This window comes from Agrobacterium tumefaciens, assembly GCF_031801495.1.
GTDB classification, from domain to species: domain Bacteria; phylum Pseudomonadota; class Alphaproteobacteria; order Rhizobiales; family Rhizobiaceae; genus Agrobacterium; species Agrobacterium tumefaciens_K.
Genome location: NZ_JAOEGC010000002.1, coordinates 1,247,212 through 1,264,609, shown reverse-complemented (window position 1 = coordinate 1,264,609; position 17,398 = coordinate 1,247,212). Strand labels below are relative to the sequence as shown.

Annotated in this window: 15 protein-coding genes; 3 read left to right on the top strand and 12 right to left on the bottom strand. The window is 57.8% G+C overall.

Annotated elements, in window-relative coordinates; genetic code table 11:
- Nucleotides 1-86 precede the first annotated feature (86 nt).
- Nucleotides 87-1,019, top strand: a complete 933-nt coding sequence (locus tag N7578_RS15580; RefSeq protein WP_311111195.1) for a DMT family transporter — start codon at nucleotides 87-89, stop codon at nucleotides 1,017-1,019.
- Between the two features lie 278 nt (nucleotides 1,020-1,297).
- On the opposite strand, the gene lipA is transcribed toward N7578_RS15580, so the two are convergent.
- The 11 genes from lipA to N7578_RS15525 all read right to left on the bottom strand — a co-directional run bounded on the left by lipA (nucleotide 1,298) and on the right by N7578_RS15525 (nucleotide 12,710).
- Nucleotides 1,298-2,269: a lipoyl synthase gene (lipA, locus tag N7578_RS15575; RefSeq protein ID WP_311111194.1), complete on the bottom strand. Its 972-nt coding sequence runs from the start codon at nucleotides 2,267-2,269 to the stop codon at nucleotides 1,298-1,300.
- Between the two features lie 140 nt (nucleotides 2,270-2,409).
- Nucleotides 2,410-2,658: a GlsB/YeaQ/YmgE family stress response membrane protein gene (locus N7578_RS15570; protein WP_138795454.1), complete on the bottom strand. Its 249-nt coding sequence runs from the start codon at nucleotides 2,656-2,658 to the stop codon at nucleotides 2,410-2,412.
- Nucleotides 2,659-2,739: 81 nt separating this feature from the next.
- Entirely contained in the window at nucleotides 2,740-4,185 is a 1,446-nt protein-coding gene (gene lpdA / locus N7578_RS15565; protein WP_311111193.1) for a dihydrolipoyl dehydrogenase, read from the bottom strand.
- A 64-nt stretch (nucleotides 4,186-4,249) separates the two neighbouring features.
- Nucleotides 4,250-4,897, bottom strand: coding sequence for an SGNH/GDSL hydrolase family protein (locus tag N7578_RS15560; protein ID WP_311111192.1), 648 nt, complete (start codon nucleotides 4,895-4,897; stop codon nucleotides 4,250-4,252).
- A gap of 61 nt (nucleotides 4,898-4,958) precedes the next feature.
- Nucleotides 4,959-6,317: a pyruvate dehydrogenase complex dihydrolipoamide acetyltransferase gene (locus N7578_RS15555; protein WP_311111191.1), complete on the bottom strand. Its 1,359-nt coding sequence runs from the start codon at nucleotides 6,315-6,317 to the stop codon at nucleotides 4,959-4,961.
- A 14-nt stretch (nucleotides 6,318-6,331) separates the two neighbouring features.
- Nucleotides 6,332-7,720, bottom strand: coding sequence for a pyruvate dehydrogenase complex E1 component subunit beta (locus N7578_RS15550; protein ID WP_311111190.1), 1,389 nt, complete (start codon nucleotides 7,718-7,720; stop codon nucleotides 6,332-6,334).
- A 17-nt stretch (nucleotides 7,721-7,737) separates the two neighbouring features.
- Nucleotides 7,738-8,781, bottom strand: a complete 1,044-nt coding sequence (gene pdhA, locus N7578_RS15545) for a pyruvate dehydrogenase (acetyl-transferring) E1 component subunit alpha (protein WP_311111189.1) — start codon at nucleotides 8,779-8,781, stop codon at nucleotides 7,738-7,740.
- 153 nt (nucleotides 8,782-8,934) lie between these two features.
- A complete protein-coding gene (locus N7578_RS15540; RefSeq protein ID WP_311111188.1) occupies nucleotides 8,935-9,252 on the bottom strand; it encodes a septum formation initiator family protein in 318 nt (105 codons plus the stop codon).
- 306 nt (nucleotides 9,253-9,558) lie between these two features.
- Entirely contained in the window at nucleotides 9,559-10,833 is a 1,275-nt protein-coding gene (gene eno / locus N7578_RS15535; RefSeq protein ID WP_311111187.1) for a phosphopyruvate hydratase, read from the bottom strand.
- Nucleotides 10,834-10,983: 150 nt separating this feature from the next.
- On the bottom strand, nucleotides 10,984-11,829 hold the full coding sequence (gene kdsA, locus N7578_RS15530; protein ID WP_311111186.1) for a 3-deoxy-8-phosphooctulonate synthase: 846 nt from the start codon (nucleotides 11,827-11,829) through the stop codon (nucleotides 10,984-10,986).
- Nucleotides 11,829-12,710: a VOC family protein gene (locus N7578_RS15525; RefSeq protein ID WP_311111185.1), complete on the bottom strand. Its 882-nt coding sequence runs from the start codon at nucleotides 12,708-12,710 to the stop codon at nucleotides 11,829-11,831. Before N7578_RS15525 ends, kdsA begins: the two co-directional genes overlap by 1 nt.
- A 212-nt stretch (nucleotides 12,711-12,922) precedes the next feature.
- On the opposite strand from N7578_RS15525, the gene lexA reads away from it, so the two are divergent.
- Both lexA and N7578_RS15515 read left to right on the top strand, forming a co-directional pair.
- Complete coding sequence (gene lexA / locus N7578_RS15520; RefSeq protein WP_311111184.1) at nucleotides 12,923-13,645, top strand: transcriptional repressor LexA; 723 nt, start codon at nucleotides 12,923-12,925, stop codon at nucleotides 13,643-13,645.
- 329 nt (nucleotides 13,646-13,974) lie between these two features.
- Nucleotides 13,975-14,652, top strand: coding sequence for a glutathione S-transferase family protein (locus tag N7578_RS15515; protein WP_311111183.1), 678 nt, complete (start codon nucleotides 13,975-13,977; stop codon nucleotides 14,650-14,652).
- 19 nt (nucleotides 14,653-14,671) lie between these two features.
- Here the strand turns inward: N7578_RS15515 and N7578_RS15510 are convergent, their stop codons facing one another.
- Nucleotides 14,672-17,092 (bottom strand): ComEC/Rec2 family competence protein, encoded by a 2,421-nt coding sequence (locus N7578_RS15510; RefSeq protein ID WP_311111182.1) that lies wholly within the window; start codon nucleotides 17,090-17,092, stop codon nucleotides 14,672-14,674.
- Nucleotides 17,093-17,398: the final 306 nt, after the last annotated feature.

Sequence of the window (17,398 nt, the reverse complement as noted above, 5' to 3'; positions counted from 1 at the left end):
CCACACGTCTCGCAGGAGTTTTTGTCAAGACAGCCGCCACAGATCATGTCACACCGCCGCGATCATGAATGCGGAATTGAAATGACATGAACAAGACAGGTCTAGGCGTCTTTTACGGCATGCTCGCAGGCGCATTATGGGGCGGCATCTTTCTCGCGCCCAAACTCATTCCGGCAGGATTTACGCCGCTTCAGCTCTCGACGGCGCGATACCTGACCTATGGCATTATCGCGCTTGTCCTGATCGGGCCAAAAATCCGGCGTGTCGCTTCCCGCTTCGGCACGCAGGAATGGATCGCGCTTGCCTGGCTGAGCCTGATCGGCAACATCGTCTATTACGTTTTCATCTCGACAGCCGTGCAGCTGAGCGGCGTTGCCTTCACCTCGATCATCATCGGCTTCCTGCCCGTGGCGGTCACGATCATCGGCAGCAGGGATCATGGCGCCGTTTCCCTCAAGCGCCTGTGGCCTTCGTTGCTGCTTGGTGCCATCGGAATAATCGGCATCTCCTGGCAATCGCTGAACGAAGGTCAGGGACCACTCGACATCAACAAAATTATCGGCCTTGCCTGCGCACTCGGTGCGTTGGCGTCATGGACAGCTTTCGCCGTTGGCAATGCGCGCTGGCTTACGCGTTTGCATGATGTGAGCGCCGACGAATGGAACCTGATGACGGGCGTGGTTACAGGCGGGCTAGCGCTGGCCCTTGCCATTCCCGCCTTTGGTTTTGCCGTGACGGCGCATAGCAGTGAGGACTGGCTGCAATTCACCTCCGTCGCCATCGCGCTCGGTATTTCGGCGTCGATCCTCGGCAATGCCTTCTGGAACCGCATGAGCCGCCTTCTGCCGCTGACGATGGTCGGCCAGATGATCCTGTTCGAAACGCTGTTCGCCCTGCTCTATGGTTTTGTCTGGGAACAACGCGGTCCGACGCTGATCGAAAGTGCGGCAATTGTTTCCGTCGTGCTCAGCGTACTGCTGTGCATGCAGGCGCATCGACCGGCGAAGGCGCATGGGTAATTTTGGAGGATGTGTTGCGTTCGGCGGCATGGTCATGACCGCTCTTCTTCCACTCGGCGCTGTATGGCCGTGGCCCTGTCCCTCGTCACGAGGCTCCAGCATGATCAGGTCCCTGATCGCTGGCGACCTCTTTCGCGCCGCAGACGCGCCGCCGCTCTATTCCGGTTCAAGGCCGGAATGACAGGAAACCGAGGTTGCCGGTTGGGGAATTCGTTGGCGCTTGGACCGGCGCCCAAAACAAAATCGCCAGCGTGGAGAACGCTGGCGATGTCTGGTGCTTACTCGGCGGCTGCCAGAAGCTTCTTTTCGCGGTTGGCGCGCAGGCGCTCGAAATCGTCGCCGGCGTGATGCGAGGAGCGGGTCAGCGGGCTCGACGACACCATCAGGAAGCCCTTGGTGTAGGCAATGGTCTCGTAGGACTTGAACTCTTCCGGCGTGACGAACTTCTCGACCTTGTGGTGCTTGCGGGTCGGCTGCAGGTATTGGCCGATGGTCAGGAAGTCGACATCGGCGCTGCGCAGATCGTCCATCAGCTGCAGCACTTCGTTGCGCTCTTCGCCAAGACCAACCATGATGCCCGACTTGGTGAACATGGTCGGGTCCAATTCCTTCACACGCTGCAACAGGCGGACGGAGTGGAAATAACGTGCGCCCGGACGAACCGTCAGGTAATTGCCCGGAACCGTTTCCATGTTGTGGTTGAAGACGTCAGGCTTGGCAGCCACGACACGCTCCAGCGCACCCGGCTTCTTGAGGAAGTCCGGGGTCAGGATTTCAATCGTCGTGTTCGGCGAAGCAGCACGGATCGCCCAGATGACCTTCTCGAAGTGTTCTGCACCGCCGTCTGCCAGATCGTCGCGGTCGACCGAGGTTATGACGACGTGCGAAAGGCCCATCTGCTTGACGGCCTTTGCGACGTTTTCCGGCTCGGACATATCCAACGGGTTTGGCTTGCCGGTAGACACGTTACAGAAGGCGCAGGCTCGGGTGCAGATCTCACCCATAATCATGAAGGTCGCGTGCTTCTTGTCCCAGCATTCGCCGATGTTTGGACAGCCGGCTTCCTCGCACACCGTTACCAGCTTGTGCGAGCGAACGAGCTCACGCGTCTCGTGATAACCCTTCGAGGTCGGAGCCTTGACACGGATCCACTCCGGCTTGCGCTGAACCTCGGTATCGGGGCGGTGCGCCTTTTCCGGGTGACGAACGCGCTTTTCGTCCGAGGATGTCCTGTCGAGAATAGTGACCATAAGAAACCTGCTTCTGTCGCTTACTGCGGCCCTTTAGAACAATTCCAGAAAAAGTGTAAGCATTTTCATCTGGAACTGTATGAAATCTGGATTCTACAGCGTTCGGTTATCGAAAACCTGAACGTTTCTTCCCTGAGCTTTCAGCGCCGGACGAGTTTCGCCAGGAACAACAGCAGGCTTGCGCCAATGAAGGACGTGACGAAATAACCGAGCCGGCTATCCTGCACAAACACATCGAAGGTGCGCAGCACTGCGACCGCAACAACCGAACCGACGATGCCGAGAATGATGTTCATGATGATGCCGAAACGCATATCCATGAGCTTGCCGGCGAGCCATCCCGCCAATCCGCCGATGATGATTGCGGCTATCCAGCCAACACTTTCCATTCCCACGCTCCCTGAAAGAATTTCCAATCAGACATATGGGATACCCGGCATCGTCAGGCAATGCCGGGCACCGTGTCTCTATTATGCGTTCAGCACACGTCCGTAGGCGTCCAGAACACTTTCCTTCATCATTTCGGAAAGGGTCGGATGCGGGAAGATGGTGTGCATCAGCTCTTCTTCGGTCGTCTCAAGGTTCATCGCAACGACAAAGCCCTGGATAAGTTCGGTGACTTCCGCGCCAACCATGTGCGCGCCGAGCAGTTCGCCGGTCTTCTTGTCGAAGATGGTCTTGACCATGCCCTGATCTTCGCCGAGCGCAATCGCCTTGCCGTTGGCTGCGAAGGAATAACGGCCAACGCGGATTTCGCGGCCCTGTTCTTTTGCCTTGGCTTCGGTCAGACCAACGGAAGCGACCTGCGGGTTGCAATAGGTGCAGCCCGGGATCTTGTTCTTGTCCATCGGGTGAACGTTAGGCAGACCTGCAATCTTTTCAACGCAGATGACGCCTTCGTGCTCGGCCTTGTGTGCCAGCATCGGCGGACCAGCGACGTCGCCGATCGCGTAGAGGCCGGGCACGTTGGTCTTGCCATAACCGTCGATGACGATGCAGCCGCGATCCGTCTTGACGCCAAGCGCTTCCAGACCGAGATTTTCGATGTTGCCCTGAACGCCCACAGCCGAAATCAGACGGTCTGCCGTGATCTGCTGGACCTTGCCGTCCTTGGTCTCGACATGGGCGGTGATGGAGTTGGCACCCTTCTCGACCTTGGAAACCTTGGCTTCGGTGATGATCTTGAGGCCGCGCTTTTCAAGCTGCTTGCGGGCGAATGCGGAGATTTCCGCGTCTTCCACCGGCATGACGTTGGCCATCAGTTCAACAACCGTGACGTCCACGCCCATGGAGCGATAGAAGGATGCGAATTCGATACCGATGGCGCCGGAACCCATGACGACCAGAGACTTTGGCAGGAAATCCGGCTTCATGGCTTCGAAATAGGTCCAGATCAGCTTGCCGTCCGGCTCGATGCCCGGCAGTGCACGCGGACGTGCGCCAGTGGCGACGATGATGTGCTTGGCGGTGTAGGTGCCCTCACCCAGAACGCCCTTCGGAACCGGGTTCTGCGGCTCGACGACCGGTTTGGAGGACTTTCCGACAACGATCTCGTTCGGCTTGGTGAGCTTGGCTTCGCCCCAGATGACGTCGATCTTGTTCTTCTTCATCAGGAAGGCAACGCCGCCGTTCAGGCGAGCGGAAACGCCGCGTGACCGCGCCACGACTTCCTTGACGTCAGGCGTGATCGTGCCTTCGAGCTTCAGGCCATAATTCTTGGCATGGCTGGCATTGTCGAGGACTTCAGCAGAGCGAAGCAGCGCCTTGGTGGGAATGCAGCCCCAGTTGAGGCAGATGCCGCCCAGGTGCTCGCGCTCGACGATGGCCGTCTTCAGACCCAGCTGAGCGGCACGAATAGCGGTAACATAACCGCCGGGACCCGAACCGATGATGATGACGTCATATGATTGAGCCATTGTGTTTCCTGCCTTTATCTTTTTGACGGCGGCTTCCGCGCCGCTGCGTCAATCGAATCTATCTTCAAATTCCAAGCAGCATGCGCACCACGGGCTCCAGCCCGCGCCCGAGCGCACGCGTATTTTCGGCATCCAGATGAACGCCATCCAATGGCGTCGTCACCGCGACGGATGCCGCATCAAAGAAAGCGCATCCCTTGTCATCCGCCAGATCGCGATAGAGCGAGCCCATCATCTGCGATTGCTCGATGGCGCCCGCGTACATGGCAGCAAATATCTCGTTGCCCGTCTCGCAGATATGCGGCGGAGAAACGACAAGGATTTCCGGCTGCTCCTGATCATCGAAGGACCATGCATGATGCCGGACCAGGCTGACCAGCCGTTCCATACCCTTGACCGCGCCGACCGCAGAACCGGAACCGATGCCCCGCTTCAGGTCGTTCGTGCCAAGCATGATGATGACGAGATCGAGTGGCGCATGGCTATGCAGGATCGTCGGCAGGAGCTTTGCGCCATTGCGGTCGCAATCCGCGAGATGATCGTCGTAAGCGGTGGTGCGACCGTTCAGCCCTTCGGCGATGACATTAACATTGCCACCCAGCGCCTTTTGCAGCACGCTCGGCCAGCGGTCCTCGAAGGCATGACGACCGAGGTTTCCGGCGTCATATCCCCACGTCAGGCTGTCGCCGTAGCAAAGAACGGTTTTCGTCACATCCGTCTCCCGAACGAGAAGAGCCGAAGGCTGTCAACAGCTTCCGGCTCGACCGTTTTCATTAGACCAGCATCGACATCGGGTTTTCGATATAGCGCTTGAAGGCGGACGCAAGTTCCGCACCGAGAGCGCCGTCGATGACCCGGTGATCGAAGGCGAAGGTTGCGGTCATGACCGTACCGACTTCGATCTTGCCATTGCGGACGACCGGCTTCTCGACGCCAGCGCCGATCGAGACGATCGAAGCCTGCGGCAGATTGACGATCGAGGTGAACGAGGACACGCCGAACATGCCGAGGTTGGACACCGATGTGGTGCCGCCCTGGTATTCTTCCGGCTTCAGCTTCTTGTCACGGGCACGCTTGGCGAGATCCTTGACCTCGTTCGAGATGACCGACAGAGCCTTTTCCTCGGCCTTGCGCACGATTGGCGTGATGAGACCGTCCGGGATCGACACGGCGACGCCGACGTCAGCGTGCTTGTGCAGAACGCGAGCCGTCGAGGTCCAAGAGGCATTCGCCATAGGAACGTCGCGCAGCGCAAGAGCCATCGCCTTGATGATGAAGTCGTTGACGGACAGCTTGAAGGCCGGAACATCGCCCTTCTCCGTCTTCTTTACCGGCGCCGAAGCATTGATCTCGGCACGCAGCTTCAGCATCGTATCGAGTTCGCACTCCATCGAAACGGTGTAGGACGGTACCGTCTGCGTCGATTCCGTGAGGCGCAAAGCAATCGTCTTGCGCATGCCATCGTGCGGAAGAAGCTCATACGAGCCTTCTGCAAACAGCTTGAGCACGTTTTCGTCGGACGGACCCTTGGCAAGTGCCGGAGCAGCAGCGCCCGCAGATGCCGCGGCAGCTGCCGGAGCAGCCTTTGCACCACCGGAGGCAACAGCCTTTTCAACGTCGGTCTTGACGACGCGGCCATGTGGTCCCGAACCGGTGACATTACCGAGATCGAGGCCAGCTTCCTTGGCCAGACGGCGTGCCAGCGGCGATGCAAAAATCCGCTCGCCGGATTTTGCGACCGGTGCAGGCGTGGACGGCGCTGCGGCCTGATCGGCAACCGGTTTCTCAGCCTTGGCCGGAACAGGTTCAGCCTTTGCGGCCTCCGCCTTCGGTGCCTCAGCCTTTGCAGGGGCGGCATCGCCACCCTTTGCAGCAGCAGCAACGTCTTCATCTTCGCCCGCCAGAATTGCGATCAGGGCGTTGACCTTGACCCCATCCGTACCGGCGGGAACGACGAGCTTTGCAACCGTACCTTCGTCAACGGCTTCCACTTCCATGGTCGCCTTGTCGGTTTCGATCTCTGCGATCACGTCGCCGGGCGCAACCTTGTCGCCTTCCTTCACCAGCCACTTAGCGAGGTTGCCCTCTTCCATGGTTGGGGAAAGGGCAGGCATGGTAATGTTGATAGGCATCGAAACGCCTCCCCTTACTTGTAGCAGACGGTTTTGACGGCCTGAACGACTTCATCGACGTTCGGCAGAGCCAGCTTCTCGAGGTTTGCCGCGTAAGGCATCGGAACGTCCTTGCCGGCAACCGTCAGGATCGGCGCATCGAGGTAGTCGAATGCAGCGCGCTGAACCTGGTTGGAGATGAAGTCACCGACCGATGACTGCGGGAAACCTTCCTCGACGGTAACCAGACGGCCGGTCTTCTTGACCGATTCGATAACCGTCGGCAGGTCCATCGGACGGATTGTGCGCAGGTCGATCAGTTCAGCGTCGATGCCGAGCTTTTCGAGTTCGGCAACAGCCTTGACCGCATAGGTCATGCCGATACCGAAGGAAACGATCGTGGCATCCTTGCCCTTGCGGTGAATGCGTGCCTTGCCGATCGGCAGGACGAAATCATCGAGCTTCGGAACTTCGAACTGCTGACCGTAGAGAATTTCATTCTCAAGGAAGATGACCGGATTCGGATCGCGGATAGCAGCCTTCAGAAGACCCTTGGCGTCGGCTGCCGTGTACGGCATGACGACCTTGAGGCCCGGAATATGGCTGTACCAGGCGGCATAGCACTGCGAGTGCTGAGCCGCCACACGGGCAGCCGCGCCCGAGGGACCGCGGAAGACCATAGGAGCGCCCATCTGACCGCCAGACATATAAAGCGTCTTGGCAGCGGAGTTGACGATCTGGTCGATTGCCTGCATCGCGAAGTTGAAGGTCATGAATTCAACGATAGGCTTGAGGCCCGTCATTGCTGCGCCGACGCCGATACCGGCAAAGCCGTGCTCGGTGATCGGCGTGTCGATCACGCGAGCCGAACCGAATTCCTGCAGAAGACCCTGGGTGACCTTGTAGGCGCCCTGATATTCGGCAACTTCTTCGCCCATGACGAACACTTTTTCGTCGGAGCGCATTTCTTCGGCCATCGCATCGCGCAGCGCTTCACGCACCGTCTGAGTCACGAATTCGGTGCCAGCCGGAATATCCGGATCGGCAGCAACTTCGATCTTCGGCGTAGCAGGAACCTTGGCGGCTTCGGTTGCAGCAGCCGGCTCGGAAGCAGCGGCAGCAGGCGCTTCAGCCTTCGGCTCTTCCTTCTTGGCAGGGGCGGAAATGTCGTCGGCGCTTTCGCCTTCCTGGATCAGGATGGCAATTGCCGTGTTGACCTTGACGCCTTCAGTACCTGCGTCGATGAGCAGCTTGCCGATAACGCCTTCATCAACGGCTTCCACTTCCATGGTTGCCTTGTCGGTTTCGATCTCGGCGATCACGTCGCCGGACGTTACCTTGTCGCCTTCCTTTTTAAGCCACTTGGAAAGCGTGCCTTCCTCCATGGTGGGGGAAAGGGCGGGCATAAGAATTTCTACTGGCATTGTTTTCCCTTTCCCGATCAGAGCAGAATGTCGGTGTAAAGCTCAGATGCATCCGGCTCTGGGTCGTTCTGGGCGAAGTCGGCGCTGTCGGCCACGATGTCACGGACATCCTTGTCGATTGCCTTGAGTTCATCTTCGCTCGCCCAGCCCTGCTCCAGAAGGCGTGCCTTCACCTGCTCGATGGGGTCGTGTTCGGAGCGCATCTTCTGCACTTCGTCCTTGGAACGGTACTTTGCCGGGTCGGACATGGAGTGACCACGGTAACGGTAGGTCAGCATTTCGAGAATGATCGGACCCTTGCCGGAACGGCAGTGTTCCAGCGCCTGATCGGCCGCAGCCTTCACGGCGCGAACGTCCATGCCGTCAACCTGGATACCAGGAATGCCGAAGGACTGGCCACGCAGCGAGTAGTTCGACTGCGCCGTGGCGCGAGCCGTGGACGTGCCCATGGCATAACGGTTGTTTTCGACGATATAGATGATCGGCAGTTTCCAGAGAGCAGCCATATTGAAGCTCTCGTAGACCTGACCCTGGTTCGCAGCGCCATCGCCGAAATAGGTGACAGACACATTGTCGTTGCCGCGATACCTGTTGGCGAAAGCAAGGCCGGTTCCGAGAGAAACCTGCGCACCGACGATGCCGTGGCCACCATAGAAATGCTTCTCTTTCGAGAACATGTGCATGGAGCCGCCCTTGCCCTTGGACAGACCGCCCTTGCGGCCGGTCAGCTCGGCCATGACGCCACGGGCGCTCATGCCGCAGGCCAGCATGTGGCCGTGATCGCGATACGCGGTAATGACCTGATCGCCTTCCTTCTGCGCCATCTGCATGCCGACGACGACAGCTTCCTGACCAATGTAAAGGTGACAGAAACCGCCGATGAAGCCCATGCCATAAAGCTGGCCGGCCTTTTCTTCAAAACGACGGATCAGCAGCATCTCGCGATACGCGTGAAGCTCCTCCTCCTTAGAGAAGTCCGGGCTGTTCTTGCCGGTAAATTCGCTGGCGGCTTTCGCCGTGGTCTTTCGGCCGGATACGGACGCGGATTTTCGCGGCGCCATTCATCCCTCCCTGAGTTGCCATTAGAATGGATAGAGTGGGCCGTACCATATTCAAGAAAGCGCCATGCAGCAATGCTTTAAACGCATGGCACATATTCACGCTAACGCGCTGTGAATAAATCATAAAAGACGAATTAACCGCATTACGGTTAATCAGAAATATCCGTTCATGATCACGATTTCGTCCGAACGGGACATATTGAGCTGATATCTCGAAATCTCGTCTATCATGTCACGCTCAAGAGAACCATCGCTCAGCAGTTCCACTTGCCGCTCCAGCGCAACGCGCGCTTCCGTCAGCCTGGCAAGTTCCGTCGTCCGCGCCAGACGCTGACGTTCCAGCCGTTCCGTTGCCTGAAGGCCAAAATCGCCATGAATGGAATGATACCCGAAATAAGAAAGAAAAGCGATGGTGATTGCCGGAACAACAAGGCGGCCGAATCGTCTCTTTTTGTGATGTCTGGTCCACATGCCGGATAGAAGCCTTCAAACGCGTAACATGATTCCAAGACTACGGCGGATTGTTTAACTATCCGTTGACCTTAAAAATTCACCGGTTGCAAAGCACAAAAAAACCACGAGATTCCGGACGGAAAGATCAGGATTAGAAACTTTGGCGACCATGGATTTAGTCGCAATGACCTTGGCCGTGCCCACGGTAACGGGAAGTAAAGCGCCCTCGAAAGACCTTATGTGAAAAGGTGGCTGGCCGCGCCTGCTCCAAAAACAAAACAGCCCGCCGAAGGGCGGGCTGCTTATCAAAAGATCGAAAACAAATTAGCCGCGCAGGATCGAGCGGCCGGCGTAAACGGCCTGCGGACCCAGCATTTCCTCGATGCGGATAAGCTGGTTGTACTTTGCAAGACGGTCCGAACGCGACAGCGATCCGGTCTTGATCTGACCGCAGTTCGTCGCGACAGCCAAATCGGCAATGGTCGAATCCTCGGTTTCGCCGGAACGGTGCGACATAACGGCGGTGTAACGGGCCTTGTGAGCCGTTTCAACGGCGTCGAGCGTTTCCGTCAGTGACCCGATCTGGTTGACCTTGACGAGGATGGAGTTGGCAACGCCCATCTTGATACCATCGCGAAGACGCGCGGAGTTTGTGACGAAAAGATCGTCGCCGACCAGCTGCACCTTGGAGCCGACCTTGTCCGTCAGGTACTTCCAGCCGTCCCAGTCGTCTTCTGCCATACCGTCTTCGATGGAGATGATCGGATATTTGCCAACCAGTTCGGCGAGGTAATCCGCCATGGCTTCCGGCTCCAGCGTGCGGCCTTCGCCTTCCATCTCGTATTTGCCGTTCTTGAAGAACTCGGTCGACGCACAGTCGAGAGCGAGGAAAACATCGTCGCCCGGTCTGTAACCAGCCTTCTCGACAGACTTCATGATGAAATCGAGTGCTTCCGGCGCGCTCTTGAGGCCCGGAGCAAAACCACCCTCGTCACCAACGTTGGTGTTGTGGCCCTGTGCCGCCAGTTCCTTCTTGAGGACGTGGAAGATTTCCGAACCGATACGCACGGCGTCACGGATGTCTTCCGCGCCGACCGGCATGATCATGAATTCCTGAAAATCGATCGGGTTGTCGGCATGCGCGCCGCCGTTGATGATGTTCATCATCGGAACCGGCAGAACGTGGGCATTCGGGCCACCGACGTAACGGTAAAGCGGCAGGCCGGTGGTTTCGGCGGCAGCCTTGGCAACAGCGAGAGAAACGCCCAGAATGGCGTTGGCGCCGAGACGCGACTTGTTCGGCGTACCGTCCAGCGCGATCAGCGTCTTGTCGATGTGGATCTGGCTTTCAGCGTCAAAACCGCCGAGAGCATCGAAGATTTCCGTGTTGACGGCTTCGACAGCCTTTTCAACGCCCTTGCCGAGATAACGCTTGCCACCATCGCGAAGCTCTACAGCTTCATGCGCACCGGTCGACGCGCCCGATGGGACGGCCGCACGGCCCATGGAGCCGTCTTCGAGATAAACATCGACTTCAACGGTCGGATTGCCGCGGCTGTCGAGAATTTCGCGCGCGATGATATCGGTAATGGCAGTCATGGTCTCTCCCTTGGGAATGGAACAGATGTGTGTTCAGTCGCATGTCTTAGACGATGGCGAAGAAATTACAATGACGGCGGGCGGCAGAAACGACCCGTCCGCCATTTAAATCGATTGCGGCGAATCGCGCCGGGCAGAACGATCCGTAGCTCAGCCCTTGGCGATTGCGTCGAATGCGAGAAGCTTTTCCAGAAGCTTCGGCATGTCCTTCAGATGAACCATATTCGGGCCATCGGACGGGGCATTGTCGGGATCTTCATGGGTTTCGATGAACAGACCAGCCACACCGACGGCGACCGCAGCACGCGCCAGCGTTTCCACGAATTCACGCTGCCCGCCCGAGGAGCCGCCCTGCCCCCCCGGCTGTTGCACGGAATGCGTGGCGTCAAAAACAACGGGCGCGCCCAGCGAGGCCATGATTGGCAGCGAACGCATGTCGGACACCAGCGTGTTGTAACCGAAGGATGCGCCGCGCTCGCAAAGAAGCACGTTGGGATTGCCCGTATCGTTCAACTTGGCCAGAACGTTCTTCATGTCCCACGGCGCCAGAAACTGACCCTTCTTGACGTTGATGACGCGGCCGGTCCTGGCGGCCGCCACCAGAAGATCCGTCTGGCGGCTGAGGAAGGCTGGGATCTGAAGCACATCCACGACCTCGGAAACAACGGCGCACTGCTCTTCGGTATGGATGTCCGTCAGAACCGGAAAGCCGAATTCCTTTTTCAGATCGGCAAAGATTTCCATGGCGTTGTCGAGGCCGATACCGCGCTTGCCCGACAGAGAAGTACGATTTGCCTTGTCGAAGGAGGATTTATAGACCAGACCGATCCCGAGTTTTTCACACAGCTCCTTCAGAACGCCAGCGATCATGAAGGCATGGTCGCGGCTCTCCATCTGGCAGGGGCCGGCAATCAGCGCAAAACGTTCCGTGTTGCAGAAGGAAACCTTGGTGGCGCCGTCTCCGGCGGTAACTTTGAGATTATTGGTAACGCTCATCATTGTTCCTCGAAGGCGAATGCGACGCCCTGACCGGGTGCTGCGGGCACCATCAGACGGGCACCCTCTCTCATATGGGGAACGCCATTAGCAGCAAGCACGGCTTCTGTCACGGCGATATCCGCCGACGAAAATACGATCGCCGCGCCGCACAGGCCATTTCCTTCGTCAGATCCGGCCTTAGGAAAGGCTTCCGGCGATGCGGGGTCTGACGCAACACATATGGCGACATTTCCGGCCTCAAACACAATACCTCCACCTGGAGACACTCTTCCGGCAACATGAAAAACCGCCTCGATCAGAGCTGTTACCGCCGCCGGATCAGGTGAAATCAGATGGACTTCACTGAGGCCGATCACGCCATTCGCGTGGCTTTCGAGGGCTGATCGATCGCCGGGCAGAGCCTTGACCCGCTGGCAGGCAAAGAAAAAGAAATCGGACGCCTTGCCTGTCGCGGCAAAGGCCAGCCGGAACGCCGCTTCGCTCTGCGACCCATCCGGCAATGTCACCGGTCGCGAAAAATCGACAACATCGCCAGCCGAAACTCCCGCGTCAACGAAGCGCTGATGATCCGCCAGCGCGTCATCCGTCCTGGCGACGAGCGCCGAAAAACCATTATCGCCATTAACTTGCCGAAAAAAGCGGTCCCTGCCGGCAAACGTGTTTCCAGCGTTTATCGACGCCGAATACTTATCCGGATCAGCAACGGCTAACGGCTCGAGATAGGTGCCGTCCTTGAAAAAGATGCAGGCGTTGTGTGTGCCAAAGGGGTGAAGTGCCGTGGGTGCAACGGTAAAGCCGAGGCTCGCCAGCCGCCTCACGGCCGTTTCCAGACCGTCGACCGGCAGAACAAGATGGTCGACATCACAAGGTTTTGCCATCACACACTAGCCCCTCTCTCACGTGGCAGGCGGCATGCCCCACGTCCACGAGACGAAACAAAGCACGTTCAGGGCATTGCTGGCAAATCATCAACACAACGCATCGCCACTTCACGAAATTTTAGGGGATTGCAGAACACATATGGAACATATAGTGTTCGTTCTGTATTTGTTTCGCAACTTTTCAATGCGATTCTCAAGGGTGTTTCCTCATGCTGACGCGCAAACAACAGGAACTGCTTCTCTTCATTCATGAGCGAATGAAGGAATCCGGCGTGCCGCCATCCTTCGATGAGATGAAGGATGCACTCGATCTTGCTTCCAAATCCGGCATTCACAGGCTGATAACGGCCCTTGAGGAGCGCGGATTCATTCGCCGGCTACCGAACAGAGCGCGTGCGCTCGAAGTCATCAAGCTGCCGGAGGCTTATTCGCCCGGGCTGAAGCCGCAGCGCGGTTTCTCGCCTAGCATTATCGAAGGAAGTCTCGGGAAACCGAAGGCGCCGGAACCAGCCCCGTCGCTTAAGCCCGCCAGCAACGATCTCGCCGGTGCCGTCAACGTTCCGGTAATGGGGCGTATCGCGGCCGGTGTGCCGATTTCAGCGATCCAGAACAATACGCACGATGTGGCTGTGCCTGTCGACATGCTTGGTTCAGGTGAACACTATGCGCTGGAGGTCAAGGGCGACTCGATGATCGAGGCCGGGATTTTCGACGGCGATACGGTCATTATCCGCGATGGCAGCACGGCTAACCCGGGCGATATCGTCGTGGCGCTGGTCGACGACGAAGAAGCGACACTCAAGCGCTTCCGACGCAAGGGTGCCTCCATCGCTCTTGAGGCTGCAAACCCGGCCTATGAAACGCGCATCTTCGGACCTGACCGGGTGAAAATCCAGGGCAAGCTGGTGGGGCTCATCCGACGTTATCACTGACGGCTTGGGCTTCAGGGCGAAGACCAGTTTCAAAACAGCGCTCCCGGATTTGATCTGTCGGGGAGCGTGACTTTTTGCGTTTGCGCAATCAGGCCCGTCATGTCCTGCCATCCAGGCGAATATCTGCCCGATTGGCCCATATCGATCCGCGGCGACGAAGAGCCGGGCATTGAGCAAGTTTCGATCTGGCGATGGATCGTGTAGGACGCGATTTTACGAACATCACCACGATATCCATCAATACAGCTTATGGGAGCCATGGATTATTTTCGATATTCGAGGTGCTCTCGTTCGTTCTAATAAGCGCCAGTCATATCGGGAGAAACGCCATGTACGATCTTTTTATCGCCAACAAGAACTACTCTTCATGGTCATTGAGGCCGTGGGTGTTGATGCGGACGCTCGGTATCGACTTCAATGAAAAGCTCGTTCCATTTGGACAGGACGTGCCGTTCACGACATTTTCTCCGACGGGCAAGGTGCCGTGCCTTGTCGATGGCGAGACAACCGTCTGGGAATCGCTGGCAATCGTCGAATATCTTGCCGAAAGACATGATGGCGTGTGGGCGGCAGACAGTGTTGCACGCGCATGGTCCCGTTCGGCTGCAAGCGAAATGCATGCGGGGTTTTCCACGCTTCGTAATCTTTATCCCATGTGCGTCGGGATACGCGCAACGCTGAAGACCGGAAACGCCGCCCTTGCAGCAGATATCAGCCGTATCGATGCGCTCTGGAGCGAAGGACTTTCCCGTTTTGGCGGCCCCTATCTGGCCGGCGCGAAATTTACGGCAGTCGACGCTTTTTTCTGCCCCGTCGCATTCCGTTTTCAGTCTTATGGCGTTGATCTCTCACCCGCCGCGAAGACCTATTGCGAACGCCTTCTGGCACTTCCCACCATGCGCGAGTGGTATGCGGCTGGCGTGACGGAAATCTGGCGCGACGAGCCGCATGAGCAGGAAATTGGTGAAATTGCCACCATAACCGCCGATCTTCGCGCTAAGGCATGAACAGACACTCCGGCAGCAATCATCGAGCGGCCATCAGCTTCTCGATGGTTTGCGATGTAGCGCGGTGGAACGCCCGGCTTTTCCATTCATAAAAACGATGCTCGCTCCATGGTCGGTCTGTTCCGGCCATGGCGCTACGCAGGTTCGCAATTGGCCTGCTGTTCCCCTCGCCCAGCGTGATTTCGACCGAACCTAACCGACGCAGGATGTTCTGACTGAAAAGAATGGCGCCGGAACGGCAGTCCTGAAACGACGTCCCTCGCGACGTGACGATGATGTCGGCAATGTCGCAACTTCCTCCGGCAAGGGTTGGATCTTCCAGCACGACGATGCGCTGTCCTTTTCCACTATGAACTGCGCACCAGATGCCTCTCTGGCACGTAAAGCCTTCGCCTCTATGTGCTACAGCTGCAGCAATATCTCTAAACGCCTCCGACCTTTCTTCCTCGCTCAGACGGCGGCTATTCCCTGAAGAGCCTGCATTTTCGCTTAGTGGCAGGAATTTCGGCGATACGGTCCTGTCGGGCAGAAGCAGGGCTCGCTTCCACTGTTCGTATACAAATCCGGTCGGCCTCGCTTTCGTTGCCGCGACGGCATTGTCTTCAACCAGCGCCACCAAGCCGCCATCCTCAAAGATCAACAGATCCGGCTTCGGTCGATGGTACTCGGCAATCGTCATGGCAATAGCCACGACAACAAACGGAACACCCGCCAAAGCAAGACGCGTACGCAGAAGTGCAAGCAGGAGAAATCCCGCCGTCGCTATTATCAGAAACCAGCCTTGCTGACGGCCAATGGCAGCGCTTCCGCCCCATGAGGCGACGCCGTTGGCGATTTCGATCACAAGGGCCATGCCGTACCCCATGACTTTCAGAAACGGCGCGTCGAGCCCGAACGGCATGAGCAGCATGCCTATCAGCGCAAACGGCATTACGATCAGCGACATGACGGGCATCGCAGCTAGATTTGCGGCAAGTCCGTAGGTGGTGACACGATGAAAATGCTCGATGGAATAGACAGCCGTCGACAGACCACCAATCAGTGACGTGACAACCACGCCACCGACGACCGTCGCCGCCGCGGCGACAACGCTCATCCAAGCCGGTTTTGCTCCGACAAAAAGGCGTTCCCGGTCCACTCTCCACCGGCTCCAGAAGGCATAGGCAGATACCAGCGCTATGGTAGCGGCAAACGACATCTGAAAACTCGGCCCCATCACCTCTGAAGGCGATACCGCCAGAATGATGAACGCGGACAGAGCAACATTGCGCAAGCTAAGCGACGGCTTGTCGAAAAGAATCGCGATGAGCATCACCGACATCATCAGCCAGGCCCGCTCTGCTGAAACGGCGAAACCCGAAATAAGGTAATAAGCAAGTGTCATCAGCAGCGCCATGAAGGCAGCGATCTTCTTGACCGGCCACCGCTGCGCAAAGGCGGGAAACAGGCTGAAGCCGATGCGCAGGCCAACAAAAAATATTCCGGATGCCAGAGCCATGTTCAGACCGGATATGGCGACGATATGGGCAAGCCCGGAGACGCGCAAAGCCTCCATGGTGGCTGCGGATATCGCATGTCTTTCGTCGGTGACAATGGATGCAGCAAAGGCTCCGGCATCCCCACCAATGACCGAGCGGATCCGGTCGGCTATCGCGCTTCTGAGCAGATAAAGCCAGCGGTCGGCCTGCTGCAGCCAGCTCCCCCGTTCGTTCACACCCTCTGGCGTCGATGATAATGCTTTCGGCGCCGCATAAAAAAAGCCCGTTGCGCCAATACCGCGAAAATAGGATGCGAAGGCGAAATCGTTCAGTCCGGGCAAGGCTGGCCCGGATGGAGGCGAAAGGCGCGCCTTCCCCTGGATGATATCGCCAACGGCAATTCCCTCCGCCCCGCCGCGTGACAGAATCGAAACGCGCTCCGGAGGACGCGACAATCGTGGCTCCTGCGTCGCCGATACGTCGATGATGTAGCGCCATTGTCCGCGCGCATCGACTTCGCGTCGCCCGATCGTGCCGGTTATCGTCGTCACCACCGGCGTATCCAGCATGATCGTTCCCGCACGCCGCGTTTCAATGTCTGCGAGGCCCATACCGAGCAACATGAATGCGGCTGCCGCAAAAACCGTCGCCGCAAGACCACTGCGATATCGAAATAACAGCGCCAGCCCAACCGTCATCAGGAAAAGGACAGACAAGACAGACGATGGCGGCGTCTTTTCCAGAGAAAACCATAAAACTGCTCCGGCCCCGACAAACACCGGAATGAAAAGAAAATCGTGGCCGAAGGCACGCTCATGCGGCACGGAGGCGGCCAGAACCTGCGAGATCGTGCGCCGGTGCGTCTGAGGCGCAAGAGACGTGGCCACATTGGCCTCAATGGTGTCGGAGGACCTTCGCAAGGGCCATATAATTTCAGCCGTGCCGGGTAAAGAACCCTGCATCGTTTCAGCATGACTGAAATGCTGCCTTTCCCCTTGACTGACCAATCCGCGCTGCCCCCTGCCGGACCAAAAAGAAGTTTGCAATTCAATGCCGAGGATTGCAATCCTTTCCTTTAACCGGCCGTTGACCGATATTTAATCGGCTCTTCACCGAACTTCACGAAGGCGCGCAACAGGCTTATCGCAATGCACAATTTGACCTTTGAATAGCTTGGCATCGGCGCAAGGATCATATAGCTAATCATCAGACGCTTAACCGCGGGGCGCGTCCCAGCGCCCCCACCCGCATGTTTTCGGAGGATCAGT

What these genes read in the sequence shown, in the direction of transcription:
- N7578_RS15580 (WP_311111195.1), top strand. Translation starts at nt 87, where the DNA reads ATGAACAAGACAGGTCTAGGCGTCTTTTACGGCATGCTCGCAGGCGCA.
- lipA (WP_311111194.1), bottom strand. Translation starts at nt 2,269, where the DNA reads ATGGTCACTATTCTCGACAGGACATCCTCGGACGAAAAGCGCGTTCGT.
- N7578_RS15570 (WP_138795454.1), bottom strand. Translation starts at nt 2,658, where the DNA reads ATGGAAAGTGTTGGCTGGATAGCCGCAATCATCATCGGCGGATTGGCG.
- lpdA (WP_311111193.1), bottom strand. Translation starts at nt 4,185, where the DNA reads ATGGCTCAATCATATGACGTCATCATCATCGGTTCGGGTCCCGGCGGT.
- N7578_RS15555 (WP_311111191.1), bottom strand. Translation starts at nt 6,317, where the DNA reads ATGCCTATCAACATTACCATGCCTGCCCTTTCCCCAACCATGGAAGAG.
- N7578_RS15550 (WP_311111190.1), bottom strand. Translation starts at nt 7,720, where the DNA reads ATGCCAGTAGAAATTCTTATGCCCGCCCTTTCCCCCACCATGGAGGAA.
- pdhA (WP_311111189.1), bottom strand. Translation starts at nt 8,781, where the DNA reads ATGGCGCCGCGAAAATCCGCGTCCGTATCCGGCCGAAAGACCACGGCG.
- N7578_RS15540 (WP_311111188.1), bottom strand. Translation starts at nt 9,252, where the DNA reads ATGTGGACCAGACATCACAAAAAGAGACGATTCGGCCGCCTTGTTGTT.
- eno (WP_311111187.1), bottom strand. Translation starts at nt 10,833, where the DNA reads ATGACTGCCATTACCGATATCATCGCGCGCGAAATTCTCGACAGCCGC.
- kdsA (WP_311111186.1), bottom strand. Translation starts at nt 11,829, where the DNA reads ATGAGCGTTACCAATAATCTCAAAGTTACCGCCGGAGACGGCGCCACC.
- N7578_RS15525 (WP_311111185.1), bottom strand. Translation starts at nt 12,710, where the DNA reads ATGGCAAAACCTTGTGATGTCGACCATCTTGTTCTGCCGGTCGACGGT.
- lexA (WP_311111184.1), top strand. Translation starts at nt 12,923, where the DNA reads ATGCTGACGCGCAAACAACAGGAACTGCTTCTCTTCATTCATGAGCGA.
- N7578_RS15515 (WP_311111183.1), top strand. Translation starts at nt 13,975, where the DNA reads ATGTACGATCTTTTTATCGCCAACAAGAACTACTCTTCATGGTCATTG.
- N7578_RS15510 (WP_311111182.1), bottom strand. Translation starts at nt 17,092, where the DNA reads ATGCAGGGTTCTTTACCCGGCACGGCTGAAATTATATGGCCCTTGCGA.